Genomic DNA, 12,628 nt, shown 5'->3' on the forward strand with positions numbered 1-12,628 from the left:
CATTTACGACGGCTATACGGCTTGACGTTCCGGCCCGGCTGCGGCCACAACCGGCAGCGTTTTGAAAGGATCCGACCGTGTCCGACCTCGCCAGTCTCGTCCAATCCATCCTCGCGCAGATCAGTGCTGCCGGGGACGAAGCCGCCCTCGAAGCCGTCCGCGTCGCGTCCCTCGGCAAGAAGGGCTCGATCTCGGCGTTGCTTGCAACGCTCGGCAAGATGTCGCCGGACGAGCGCAAGACGCAAGGCGCCGCGATCAACCAGGCCAAGGACGAGGTCACCCAGGCCCTCGCCGCGCGGCGCGACGTGTTGAAGTCGGCGGCGCTCGATGCGCGGCTCGCATCCGAGACCATCGACGTCACCCTGCCGCTGCGCGATGCGCCGACAGAGGCCGGCCGCATCCATCCGCTGAGCCAGGTCTGGGACGAGTTGACGACGATCTTCGCCGACATGGGATTCTCGGTCGCGGAAGGCCCCGACATCGAGACCGACGACTACAACTTCACCAAGCTGAATTTCCCGGAAGGCCATCCCGCCCGCGAGATGCACGACACCTTCTTCTTCCATCCGAAGGAGGACGGCTCGCGCATGCTGCTGCGAACCCACACCTCGCCGGTGCAGGTGCGCACCATGCTGAGCCAGAAGCCGCCGATCCGCGTGATCTGCCCGGGCCGCACCTACCGCATCGATTCGGACGCGACCCACACGCCGCAATTCCACCAGGTCGAAGGCCTCGTCATCGACAAGCACTCGCATCTCGGCCACCTCAAATGGATCCTGCACGAGTTCTGCAAGGCGTTCTTCGAGGTCGACCACATCAACATGCGCTTCCGGCCGTCATTCTTCCCGTTCACCGAGCCGTCGCTGGAAGTCGACATCCAGTGCCGCCGCGACAAGGGCGAGATCCGGTTCGGCGAGGGCGAGGACTGGCTCGAGATTCTCGGCTGCGGCATGGTGCATCCGAACGTGCTGCGCGCCTGCGGCATCGATCCCGACGAGTACCAGGGCTTTGCCTGGGGCATGGGCATCGACCGCATCGCCATGCTGAAATACGGCATCGCCGATTTGCGCCAGCTGTTCGACAGCGACGTCCGCTGGCTGTCCCATTACGGCTTCAAGCCGCTCGAAGTGCCGACGCTTGCGGGAGGACTGAGCTCGTGAAATTCACCCTCTCCTGGCTGAAGGATCATCTCGACACCGACGAGCCCCTGGAAAAGCTCGCCGACAAGCTCACCATGATCGGGCTCGAGGTCGAGAACATCGAGGACAAGGCGAAGGCGCTGAAGCCGTTCACCATCGCGAAGGTGATCTCGGCCGAGCAGCATCCGAATGCGGATCGCCTGCGCGTCTGCATGGTCGACACCGGCGATGGTGGCGCACCGGTGCAGGTCGTGTGCGGCGCGCCGAATGCGCGCACGGGCCTGGTCAGCGTGTTCTCGCCGCCGGGGACCTACATTCCCGGCAAGGACATCACGCTCGGTGTCGGCACCATCCGCGGCGTCGAGAGCCGCGGCATGCTGTGCTCGGCGGCTGAACTCCAGATCTCCAACGACCATGACGGCATCATGGAGCTGCCGGCGGATGCGCCGATCGGCGCTGCTTACGCCGCATGGGCGGGCCTCGGCGATCCCGTGGTCGAGATCAATCTGACGCCGAACCGGCAGGACTGCACCGGCGTGCACGGCATCGCGCGCGATCTCGCCGCCGCCGACATGGGCAAGTTCAAGGACCCCACGATCAAGCCGATCAAGGGTGAATTCCCGTGCCCCGTGAAGGTCACGGTCGAGGACGCCACGCTGTGTCCGGGTTTCGCGCTGCGCCTGGTGCGCGGGGTGAAGAACGGGCCGTCGCCGGAATGGCTGCAGAAGCGGCTGACCGCGATCGGGCTGCGTCCGATCAATGCGCTGGTCGACATCACCAACTTCATGACCTACGACCGCGCCCGTCCGCTGCACGTGTTCGACGCCAAGAAGGTGAAGGGCAATCTCGTCGTGCGCCGCGCCCGCGATGGCGAGGCGCTGCTCGCGCTCGACGGCCGCACCTACAATCTCGATCCCGCCATCTGCGTGATCGCAGACGAGCACGGCGTCGAATCGCTCGCCGGCATCATGGGCGGCGAGGCCTCGGGCTGCGACGAGAACACCACCGACGTGCTGATCGAATCGGCGCTGTGGAACGAGATCAACATCGCCCAGACCGGCCGCAAGCTCGGCATCAATTCTGACGCGCGCTACCGCTTCGAGCGCGGCGTCGACCCGGCCTTCATGGTGCCGGGACTCGAGCTCGCGACCAAGCTGGTGATGGAGATGTGCGGCGGCGCGCCGTCGGAGAACGTCGTGGTCGGCAAGGCTTTCGGCGACGACCGCGTGATCGATTTTCCTGTTACCGAGGTCAAGCGGCTCTCGGGCATCGAGGTGCCGCAGCCGGAGATGAAGCGCATCCTGACCCATCTCGGCTTCATGATGGCCGGCCCGGGTCCGGTGGTGAAGGTCGCGGTGCCCTCGTGGCGCACCGATGTGCATGGCAAGGCCGACATCGTCGAGGAGATCGTGCGCATCTACGGCGTCGACAAGGTGCCGATGACGCCGTTCGAGCGCGGCGAGGACGCGCGCAAGCCGGTGCTGACGCCGCTGCAGCTCCGCACACGTCGCGCCAGGCGCGCACTCGCGAGCCGCGGCATCATCGAAGCGGTGACCTGGTCCTTCATCACGAAGTCTGCGGCAACCCTGTTCGGCGGCGGCCAGCGCGAGCTCGAAGTCGCCAACCCGATCGCCTCGGATCTCTCCGACATGCGTCCGACCCTGTTGGCGGGCCTGATCGCAGCGGCGCAGGCCAATGCCGATCGCGGCTTCGGCGATGTCGCGCTGTTCGAGGTCGGCCAGCTGTTCAAAGGCGACCGCCCACAGGATCAGTTCATGGCGGCCAGCGGCGTGCGCCGCGGCTTTGCCTCCTCCGAAGGTCTGGGACGGCACTGGTCGGGTTCGGCGCAGGCCGAATTGTTCGACGCCAAGGCCGACGCGCTCGCGGTGCTTGCCGTTGCCGGTGCGCCGATGCAGGCGCTGCAGATCGTCGCGGGCGGACCAGCCTGGCTGCATCCGGGTCGCTCGGGCACGATCCAGATCGGCCCGCAGAACGTGCTCGGCTATTTCGGCGAGATGCATCCGCGCGCGCTCGAGGCGCTCGGCGCCGACGGCCCGCTGATGGTGTTCGAGGTGATCCTCGACCGCATCCCCGAGGCGAAGAAGAAGCCGACCCGCGCCAAGCCCGTGATCGAGCTGTCGGCCTTCCAGCCGGTGTCGCGCGATTTCGCCTTCATTGTCGATCGCACCGTCAAGGCCGGCGACATCGTTCGCGCCGCCCAAGGCGTCGACAAGAAGCTGATCACCGGCGTGAATGTCTTCGACGTCTACGAGGGCAAGGGCATCGATGACGGCAAGAAGTCGATCGCGATCGCCGTGACGATCCAGCCGCGCGAGAAGACGCTGACCGATCAGGAGATCGAGGCCGTCGCCGGGAAGATCGTGGCGGAAGTCACGAAGAAGACCGGCGGCGTCTTGCGCGGATGACCCTTGCGGATGTTCTTCCGAAGGACGTCAGCCTCACCATTGCGATGGCGCTCTGCGCCGTCGCTTTCGTTTCGGGCACCGTGCGCGGCTTCTCCGGCTTCGGCTCGGCGCTGATCTTCATGCCGCTGGCGAGCAGCATCGCGGCGCCGCGTCTCGTTGCCGCGCTGCTCCTTGTGATCGATTTCGTCGCGGCCCTGCCGCTGCTGCCCGACGCGTGGCGGAAGGCGGACCGCAAGGCCACCGCGGTAATCGTGCTGGGCGCGCTGGTCGGCGTGCCGGTGGGCACCTATTTCCTCAGCGTGCTCGAGCCCGTCACCACGCGCTGGATCATCTCCTGCTTCGTCGCCGCGCTGTTGCTGCTGCTGCTGTCCGGCTGGCGCTATCGCGGCAAGGACCACGCCTGGCTCTCGGTCGGCATCGGCGGCCTCTCGGGCTTCTGTAGCGGTCTGGCGCAGACCGGCGGCCCGCCGATCGTCGGCTACTGGCTCGGCCGCCCCGTCGCGCCGATCGTCGCGCGCGCCAATATCGTGCTGTTCTTCGGCGCGTCGGATTTCTTCTCGATGGTCAGCTACGCGACGACCGGCCTGATCTCACGCGAATCGCTGGTGCTGTCGCTGATCGTCGGCCCGGTCTATGCGATCGGCGTCGCGTTCGGTGCGTCGCTGTTCGGCCGCGCCAGCGAAAAAGTATTTCGCGCGATTTGCTACGGTCTGATCGCGATGGCGGTGATCGCGGGGCTGCCGGTGCTGGACGGGATTCTGCGGTAACAATCTCCGCTGTCGTCCCTGCGAAAGCAGGGACCCATTACCCCGGTCAGCGTTTATTGTGCGAGCTGGTCACCACGAGTCTTCGCCAAACCACTTCCTGTGGTTATGGGTCCCGGATCTGCGCTTCGCTTGTCCGGGACGACGGCGGAGTGTGTAGAGGCTTAATTGCCCTACTGTCGAGGCGCGCGGCGCTTCTTCGTCGACTGCGTCGGCACGTCGGCCGACTCGTCCTTGAGCGCTCCGATCTTGCGCAAGGCCGCATCCGCCGCGCGCTCGCCGCTTTCCCAGGCGCCGTCGACGGTGCCCCACAGCGTCTCGTGCGTGGCTTCGCCGGCGAGGAACATGTTGCCGATCGGCTCGGTCAGGATTTTTCGCGAGAGCTGCCCGCCGGGCGAGGCCGCCGACATCGCGCCCATCACGAAAGGCGAGGCGTTCCAGCGCGTCGCGGTGGTCTTCTGCACGGCGGCCGCAGCCTCGCTGCCGAACAGCTTCGTGATCCATTCCCTGGCGAAGGCGACCATCGCCTTCTCGCCCTGCTCGGAGAGATCGCGGCCGAACGAGCCGCCGACATCGATCGAACACAGTGAGGAGCCGCCGATATTGGCGAGCATCAGCGCCGTGCGCGTCGAATTGCTCTGCTCGATGAGGATGTCGTCGCGCGAGAGCCCCAGCGGATTACCCGGCAGTTGCAGCACAATGCGATCGTAGCTGCCGAGCGTGAGCTTCGACGCGGCATCGAGCGTCCGCTTGGGAATATCAGGCCCGAACTTGATCGCGCCCGATGTCAGCACATTGGTCGAGACCGTGACGATGGCGGCGCGTGCGGCGATCCTGCCGGATGACGTCTCCACGCTGACATCGCGATTGCTCCAGGCAATCCTGCTCACCGGCGTCGACAGCGCCACCGGCGCCTGTTCACCGAGCCTGGTGATCAGGGTCCCCAGGCCCTGGCGGCAGGCGATCGCGGTGTTGCGGTCCTGCGCACGCGCCTTGTCGATCGCCGACAACTCCTTGAGGTCTTTGCCCGCAAAGCTCGCACCGAGCACGAATTCGGCCGCACCGGCCCAGTCGCCGAGATCCTTCGGCAGCACCGAGGCGCAGGCCGTATCGAGCTTGCCGCGCCCGGCCTCGTCGATGGCGCGGTTGGCCCGCACCAGCGCCGCCAGGAACTGTTCGGTCTCGCCCGCGCGCGCATTGCGGCGGCCAATACGCATCTTCTGGCCGGTCGGTGCCGGCAGCACGTCGAGCCCGGCACTGCGCGCCAGCCGGATCATTGGATTGGTCTCGGGATTGTGCATCCAGCGCGCGCCGCGATCGAACGGCACGTCGAAGGTCGTGCTGTCCGTGATACAGCGGCCGCCGATCCGGGATGCGGCTTCCACGACCACGACCTTGCGGTTGGCGGCCATGATGCGCCGCGCCGCGGCAATTCCGGCCGCTCCCGCGCCGATCACGACGATGTCGGCCTCACGCGGCAGGGGTGCGGCAGTCGCGCGCAGGACCGGCATCGCGGCAAGAGCCGCCGACGCCGATAGGAAGCTGCGGCGCGTGATTGTCATGTCATGGTTTCCGGGAACTTGCGGCGAACGGGAACGGCCCGCGAACCTTGCTGCATCTGGTGTTGCACGGCAACCATCATGGTGAATCAATCGTGCTTGATCTCACAGAGTGATGAACCGAATTGCAACACGTTTCGACCATGATAGAGAAGGGAAAAAGACGGCCGGAAAAGGCCGTGGGGGGAGTTTGAAATGGGGACGGTTCTGGACTCAGTCGGCAAGCTGATTGCCGCGTACCTCTCGAAGGAGGTGCCGGGCTACGAGCCGTTCACGCCGAGCGACCCGGAGCACCTGCGCGGCGTCATTGAGCCCGGCGACGTGCTGCTGGTCGAGTGCAACAACCGCATCTCCGGCATCATCAAATATCTGACGCAGTCGACCTGGTCCCATGCCGCGCTCTATGTCGGTCCGGTCGAGGGCGCCACGGAGCCCAACGGCGAGCCGCACGTGCTGATCGAGGCCAATATCGGCGAGGGCGTCACCTCGGCGCCGCTGTCGAAATATTTCCCGTATCACACCCGTGTCTGCCGCCCGGTCGGGCTGTCCTATGAGGACCGCACCACGGTCTGCCGCTATGCGATCAATCGCATCGGCTTCGGCTATGACACCAAGAACATCGTCGACCTGATGCGCTTCCTGTTCCCGTTGCCGATCCCGCAACGCTGGCGGCGGCGCATGATCTCGATCGGTTCGGGCGATCCGACAAAAATCATCTGCTCGGCGCTGATCGCGCAGGCCTTCGATGCCGTGCGCTATCCGATCCTGCCGAAGATCACCAAGGCCGGCAGCCGCGCCGCCCGCCGCGAGATCCTGCACATCCGCGATTCCTCGCTCTACATGCCCCGCGACTTCGACATCTCGCCCTATTTCGAAGTCGTCAAACCCACCATCGTGCACGGCTTCGACTACACCGCGCTGCATTGGGCCGACAAGCAAAAGCCGCTCGAGGAGGTAGCGGGCACATTCAGTGTGTTTCCAGAAACGCTCAGTGCGCCGCCGCTCGTTCCTGAGACGGTTGACGAAGAAGCGCCGACTGAAGTTCCGGCTGAAGAAGTGAGCGCGCAGCCCGCGGAGATGGGCGCCGCCTGCTCCGAGCATTTTGTGCTGCTGAACGAACTGGCGATGTACCGCGCGCGGGGACGCGCGCAGGAGATGGCGGCGTAGCCCCGCTGTCGTCCCCGCGAACGCGGGGACCCATACCGCGTAATCTATCGAGTGCGGGCAGTCTTTGTACCGACCCGGGATCGACTTCTAGTCTTCGCCAAATCCCTCCCTGGGGTTATGGGTCCCTGCGTTCGCAGGGACGACACCTGTGGCCGTGGTGCGATCTCGCATCAACAACCGTCATTGCGACCGTAGCCAAGCAATGACTGCGGAGACCTACCGTTCCGCCCGCCCGATCACCGCCATCAGCTCCGCGATCTTCTCGCGCTGATCGGCCTTGTCGCCGCTCGCGATCGCGTGCTCGACGCAATGGGCGACGTGATCCTTCAGAACCTCTTCCTCGACCCGGCGCAGCGCGGCACGCACGGCCGAAATCTGCGTCACGATGTCGATGCAATAGCGGTCCTCCTCGACCATCTTCGAGAGGCCGCGAACCTGACCCTCGATCCGGCCAAGACGTTTTCCGACGGATGCCTTGATGTCCTTGCGCATGCGTTCTATATACCCCCCTAGGGTATATGTTGCAAGGCCGGAGCATGGCAATGAACGACACCGACCACGGGCACCATCACACGTCGGAAACACCGTCCGGATGCGGCTGTTCCGCCAAGGCCACCCCCAAGGCTGCTCCCGAGGCCGCCCCGCCAGCCAACAAGCCTGCGGCGTCCTCCTGCTGCGGCGGGCACGGCGATCATGTGCATGACCATGGCGCCGCCGCGACAAAAGTCCTCGATCCCGTCTGCGGCATGACGGTCGATCCCGCGACCTCGAGGCATCACCACACACATCACGGCGAGACCTTCCATTTCTGCTCGGCCGGCTGCCGCACCAAATTCGCCGCCGATCCCGCAAAGTATCTCGCCAGAGAGAAGGCGCCCGAACCCGAGATGCCCGCGGGCACGATCTACACCTGCCCGATGCATCCGGAGATCCGCCAGGTCGGACCCGGCAACTGCCCGATCTGCGGCATGGCGCTGGAGCCGGAGGTCGCGAGCCTCGACACCGGCCCCAATCCCGAGCTTGCCGACATGACGCGGCGGCTCTGGATCGGTGGCGCGCTGGCGCTGCCGGCGGTGGTGCTGGAGATGGGCGGCCATCTCGCCGGCCCTCACGACTGGATCGATCCGGCGCTGTCGAACTGGATCCAGCTCGTCGTCACCACGCCCGCCGTGCTGTGGGCCGGCTGGCCGTTCTTCGTCCGAGGTTGGCAGTCTCTGGTCACCCGCAACCTCAACATGTTCACGCTGATCGCGATGGGCACAGGCGTCGCCTATGTCTACAGCGTCGTCGCGACTGTCGCGCCGCAGATTTTCCCGGCGACCTTCCGCAGTCATGATGGCGCCGTTGCCGTCTATTTCGAGCCTGCTGCTGTGATCACCGTGCTGGTGCTGCTCGGCCAGGTGCTGGAGCTGCGCGCCCGTGACGCGACGTCAGGTGCGATCAAGGCGCTGTTGCAGCTTGCGCCAAAAACTGCGCGCCGCGTCGATGCCGATGGCGGCGAGCACGAGGTCGAGATCGATGCGCTCCACGCCGGCGACCATTTGCGCGTCCGCCCCGGCGAGAAGGTGCCGGTCGACGGAATTATCCTCGAGGGACGCTCCGCGCTCGACGAATCCCTCGTCACCGGCGAATCGATGCCGGTGACGAAGGAGCCAGGTGCAAAAGTCATCGCCGGCACGCTCAACCAGTCGGGCGGCTTCATCATGCGCGCCGACAAGGTCGGGCGCGAGACGTTGCTGTCGCAGATCGTGCAGATGGTCGCGGACGCGCAGCGCTCGCGCGCGCCGATCCAGCGGCTGGCCGACCAGGTCGCTGGCTGGTTCGTGCCGACCGTGATCGCCGTCGCCATCGCCGCCTTTGCCGCCTGGGCCTGGTTCGGACCGGAGCCGCGGCTGGCGTTCGGCCTCGTTGCTGCCGTCAGCGTGCTGATCATCGCCTGCCCCTGCGCGCTCGGCCTGGCGACCCCGATGTCGATCATGGTCGGCGTCGGCCGCGGCGCGCAGGCGGGCGTGCTGATCAAGAACGCCGAGGCGCTGGAGCGGATGGAGAAGATCGACACGCTCGTGGTCGATAAGACCGGCACGCTGACCGAGGGCAAGCCCAAGGTGGTCGCGATCGTCCCGGCTGCCGGCTTTGTGGAGGACGACATCCTCGGCATTGCGGCCAGCGTCGAGCGCGCCAGCGAGCATCCTCTGGCCGACGCCATCGTGCGCGCCGCGAAGGAGAAGCAACTCACCCTCGTTCAGGTCGAACAGTTCGACTCGCCGACGGGCAAGGGCGCGACCGGAATAATCGACGGCAGGAGCATCGTGCTCGGCAACGCAAGATATCTGGTGTCGATTGGCATCGACACCAGGGCGCTCGATGCCGAGGCCGAACGCATGCGCCAGGACGGCGCCACCGTGATCAACATGGCCGTCGACGGCAAGCTGGCCGGCCTGTTCGCGATCGCCGATCCGGTCAAGGCCTCGACCCCGGAAGCGCTGAGGGCGCTGGCCGATGAAGGCATCAAGGTCATCATGCTGACCGGCGACAATCGCACGACGGCGGAAGCGGTGGCGCGCCGGCTCGGTATCGCCGAGGTCGAGGCCGAGGTTCTGCCCGACCAGAAGAGCGCGGTGGTGACGAAGCTGCAAAAGGCCGGGCGCAGCGTCGCGATGGCGGGCGACGGCGTCAACGACGCGCCCGCACTGGCGGCCGCCGAGGTCGGCATCGCCATGGGCACCGGCACGGACGTGGCGATGGAGAGCGCCGGCGTCACCCTGTTGAGCGGTGATCTCACCGGCATCGTGCGTGCGCGAAGACTGTCGCAGGCGACCATGAGCAATATCCGGCAAAACCTGTTCTTCGCCTTCATCTACAACGCCGCCGGCATTCCGATCGCGGCCGGCATCCTCTACCCGGCGTTCGGCATCCTGCTGTCCCCGATCATCGCCGCGGCGGCGATGGCGCTGTCCTCGGCGAGCGTGGTCGGGAATGCGCTGCGGCTGCGCGGGACGCGGCTGTGAGGGGCGCGAAATCCGTGTAGAACAGGTCCATTCGGCGGTACGCGCGGAGAGGACCTGATGCAGCGGATTACGATCACCATCGAGGACGATCTTTTGGCGGAGATCGACGCGGCGGCGGAAGCGCGCGGCTACCAGAACCGCTCCGAGATCATCCGCGACCTCGCGCGCGCCGGCCTGCAACAGAGCACCGAGGACACCGCGCAGACCGGCCCCTGCGTCGCCGGCCTCGTCTACGTCTACGACCACGCCGCGCGCGATCTCTCGAAACGTCTGGTACAGGAATTCCACGGCCACCACGAGCTCGCGCTGGCCACCCTGCATGTCCATCTCGACGACAACAATTGCATGGAGATGACGGCGCTGCGCGGCGACGCCGGCGAGGTCAGGCATTTCGCCGACCACATCATCGCCGAACGCGGCGTCCGCTACGGCCGCGTAGTGATGATCCCGACCGGTGAAGGGAAGCAGGCGAAGGCGCGCAAGCACGGGCACCGGCACGAGTAGGAGCGAGTCGCACACGCGCTTAACCCTCTCCCCTTGTGGGAGAGGGTGGCTCACCGCGCAGCGGTGAGACGGGTGAGGGGTATTTCTCCGCGAATTCTGAACTCGCGGAAGCATACCCCTCATCCGGCGCTTCGCGCCACCTTCTCCCACAAGGGGAGAAGGAAGAGACAACCTCACGCCGACAGCAAATTCTGCAGCGCTTCGCCGTTGGGGACGCCGAGGCCGGAGCAGGCGTCCCAGCCGGGGCCGGCCTTGTACATGCCGTGCAGATCGCCGGTGATGTCGTTATTGCCGACCGTGATGTCGCGGAACACGCCTTGCGTGTGCGAGGCATAGATCAGCGGGTTGATGAAGCCGACGGTCTTGCCGAATTTCTTCGTCGTCGCCTCGTTGATGCGGGCGATCAACCCCGCCATCAGCGGCGCCACGGCACTTGTGCCGCCGATGGTGGTGCCGACGCCGTTGAGGAAGATCTGGTAACCGGTCGCAGGATCGGCATCGCCGGCAACATCGGGCACCCCGCGGCCGTTGTGATGCGTCGGTGATTTCGGCACATGGGCCTGGGCCTGGTATTGTGGCCGCGGGAACACGACGCTGACACCGCCGCCGCCTGCGCCGCCCTGCGGCCCGCCGTTCCAGACCACCTCGTTGATCTGGCCGTTCGGCGCCTTCAGATTGGTGCCGCCGCAGGCGAGTGCAAACGGGCTCGAGGCCGGGAAATCTGCATGTGGCTTGCCGTCCCAGTCCGCACCCATGTCAGCCGAACCATTGTCGCCGGAGGCAACGCAGACGGTGACGCCCATCGCGGCGGCGTCGCGGATCGCCTCGTTCAGGCCGTCGACGAATTGCTGCGAGCCTTCCTGGTCTTCCGGCCCGCCCCAGCTGATCGAGATCACCGAAGGTTTTCGCGCGGTGTCGTGGACGGCGGCCTTGACCGCATCGATGAAGCCGTTGGTGGTGTTGGGCGCGAAATAGACCACGATCCTGGCGCCGGGCGCGATCGCACCGGCCACCTCGATGTCGAGCACGACCTCGCCGTCGGCGTCGGAATGGCCGGGCTTGTTGGCGCCGCCGTCGACGCTCGCGGGTGCGATCTTCGGCATCGTGATGCCCGCCTTCTTGAAGAAGGTGCGCAGGTCTGACGTTTTGTAGCCGGCGCCCGTGGGATGGCCCTTCTGGTCGATGTCGTTGAGCTCGATGATGGCGATGCACTGGCCGGCGCCGGTCTCGCCGCCCGGGAAATTGTAGAGCTGGGCGATCTGATCGACCGAGAAGCTGCCGCCCTGCGCGGCGCGTGCGGCTGCGCCCTTCTGCGGCAGCTTGCGGCGGAAGTGGGGTTGCGCCACCGGCCGGTTGTCCAGGCCGTGCACGCCGACCACGATACCTGCGAGCTCGGCCGGGATCTGCACGCTACCTTTACGCATGCGATGGGTCGCGCCCTCGTATCTGACCTTGTTGAGCTTGACGCCGAAGGCTGCGCTCATGGCCTTCACCGTCCCGGTCAGCTTCACGGTGCGGGAGGCCAGATGCACGCTCTTGACGTTGAGATCGTGGTGATGAGCGAAATCGTCGATCTTGGCGACGTCGGCGGTATCCGCGCCCATCTCTGCGCCGAACTCGGCACGCGAGAGATACTGCCGCTCGCGCGGCGGTTGCGCGCCGAGCGTCATCACCTGCTCATCGTCGGCACGCTTCGCGCGCAGGCGGACGCTGATCTCGATTTCCTGCTTGGGATCGGCCGCACCGACGAGCTTGGCCCCCTTCGGCAATTTCCGTGCGCTGTTCGCCAGCGTCACGCGCGTGGTCGAGCTTGCCATGACTTCCTCCGTTTGTGATTGGAAGGCAGATTGTCGCACCTCAACTATAGGTGTAATCTCGAACCCAAATTGGTTCAGGCATTTGAGCGATATTTTTTCAGAAAACCTCTTGTTTGGCAGGGGCAACATCCGACTGGCTCAGATCGGCACGGAATCGGTCAATATTCACGACCATTCGACGACAAGGATTTCGATTTAAAATTGCAACCGTTGGCTTGTCTGGCCGACCAACGGAAGACGTTTG

At 65.8% G+C, this 12,628-nt stretch carries 9 protein-coding genes; 6 read left to right on the plus strand and 3 right to left on the minus strand.

All coding sequences use genetic code 11. The features are described from left to right. The first annotated feature begins 77 nt into the window (after nt 1–77). The 3 genes from pheS to J4G43_RS00845 are packed head-to-tail and all read left to right on the plus strand — an operon-like array spanning nt 78 to nt 4,332. Nucleotides 78–1,160 (plus strand): phenylalanine--tRNA ligase subunit alpha, encoded by a 1,083-nt coding sequence (gene pheS, locus J4G43_RS00835; RefSeq protein WP_038932708.1) that lies wholly within the window; start codon nt 78–80, stop codon nt 1,158–1,160. Beyond that, nucleotides 1,157–3,565: a phenylalanine--tRNA ligase subunit beta gene (pheT, locus tag J4G43_RS00840; RefSeq protein ID WP_208083783.1), complete on the plus strand. Its 2,409-nt coding sequence runs from the start codon at nt 1,157–1,159 to the stop codon at nt 3,563–3,565. The genes pheS and pheT overlap by 4 nt, the downstream gene beginning before the upstream one ends. After that, nucleotides 3,562–4,332 carry a sulfite exporter TauE/SafE family protein gene (locus J4G43_RS00845; RefSeq protein WP_208083784.1) on the plus strand — a complete coding sequence of 257 codons (771 nt, stop codon included), beginning with the start codon at nt 3,562–3,564 and terminating at the stop codon, nt 4,330–4,332. The genes pheT and J4G43_RS00845 overlap by 4 nt, the downstream gene beginning before the upstream one ends. Before the next feature lie 170 nt (nt 4,333–4,502). On the opposite strand, the gene J4G43_RS00850 is transcribed toward J4G43_RS00845, so the two are convergent. Then, complete coding sequence (locus J4G43_RS00850; RefSeq protein WP_208083785.1) at nt 4,503–5,891, minus strand: flavin monoamine oxidase family protein; 1,389 nt, start codon at nt 5,889–5,891, stop codon at nt 4,503–4,505. A 192-nt stretch (nt 5,892–6,083) separates the two neighbouring features. Here J4G43_RS00850 and J4G43_RS00855 point away from each other — a divergent pair, with 192 nt between their 5' ends. Continuing rightward, on the plus strand, nt 6,084–7,055 hold the full coding sequence (locus J4G43_RS00855) for a YiiX/YebB-like N1pC/P60 family cysteine hydrolase (protein ID WP_208083786.1): 972 nt from the start codon (nt 6,084–6,086) through the stop codon (nt 7,053–7,055). Between the two features lie 216 nt (nt 7,056–7,271). Here J4G43_RS00855 and J4G43_RS00860 read toward each other — a convergent pair whose 3' ends face one another. Next, complete coding sequence (locus J4G43_RS00860; RefSeq protein WP_007598521.1) at nt 7,272–7,547, minus strand: metal-sensitive transcriptional regulator; 276 nt, start codon at nt 7,545–7,547, stop codon at nt 7,272–7,274. A gap of 50 nt (nt 7,548–7,597) precedes the next feature. On the opposite strand from J4G43_RS00860, the gene J4G43_RS00865 reads away from it, so the two are divergent. Both J4G43_RS00865 and nikR read left to right on the plus strand, forming a co-directional pair. Next, complete coding sequence (locus J4G43_RS00865; RefSeq protein WP_208083787.1) at nt 7,598–10,063, plus strand: heavy metal translocating P-type ATPase; 2,466 nt, start codon at nt 7,598–7,600, stop codon at nt 10,061–10,063. A gap of 57 nt (nt 10,064–10,120) precedes the next feature. Beyond that, the gene (gene nikR / locus J4G43_RS00870) at nt 10,121–10,567 is read left to right on the plus strand and encodes a nickel-responsive transcriptional regulator NikR (RefSeq protein WP_166347220.1); all 447 of its coding nucleotides are present in this window, start codon (nt 10,121–10,123) and stop codon (nt 10,565–10,567) included. A gap of 173 nt (nt 10,568–10,740) precedes the next feature. On the opposite strand, the gene J4G43_RS00875 is transcribed toward nikR, so the two are convergent. Then, the gene (locus J4G43_RS00875) at nt 10,741–12,384 is read right to left on the minus strand and encodes a S53 family peptidase (protein WP_208083788.1); all 1,644 of its coding nucleotides are present in this window, start codon (nt 12,382–12,384) and stop codon (nt 10,741–10,743) included. Nucleotides 12,385–12,628 lie beyond the last annotated feature (244 nt).

The organism is Bradyrhizobium barranii subsp. barranii (genome assembly GCF_017565645.3).
GTDB lineage: Bacteria > Pseudomonadota > Alphaproteobacteria > Rhizobiales > Xanthobacteraceae > Bradyrhizobium > Bradyrhizobium barranii.

What these genes read in the sequence shown, in the direction of transcription:
- J4G43_RS00845 (WP_208083784.1), top strand. Translation starts at nt 3,562, where the DNA reads ATGACCCTTGCGGATGTTCTTCCGAAGGACGTCAGCCTCACCATTGCG.
- J4G43_RS00850 (WP_208083785.1), bottom strand. Translation starts at nt 5,891, where the DNA reads ATGACAATCACGCGCCGCAGCTTCCTATCGGCGTCGGCGGCTCTTGCC.
- J4G43_RS00855 (WP_208083786.1), top strand. Translation starts at nt 6,084, where the DNA reads ATGGGGACGGTTCTGGACTCAGTCGGCAAGCTGATTGCCGCGTACCTC.
- J4G43_RS00860 (WP_007598521.1), bottom strand. Translation starts at nt 7,547, where the DNA reads ATGCGCAAGGACATCAAGGCATCCGTCGGAAAACGTCTTGGCCGGATC.
- J4G43_RS00865 (WP_208083787.1), top strand. Translation starts at nt 7,598, where the DNA reads ATGAACGACACCGACCACGGGCACCATCACACGTCGGAAACACCGTCC.
- nikR (WP_166347220.1), top strand. Translation starts at nt 10,121, where the DNA reads ATGCAGCGGATTACGATCACCATCGAGGACGATCTTTTGGCGGAGATC.
- J4G43_RS00875 (WP_208083788.1), bottom strand. Translation starts at nt 12,384, where the DNA reads ATGGCAAGCTCGACCACGCGCGTGACGCTGGCGAACAGCGCACGGAAA.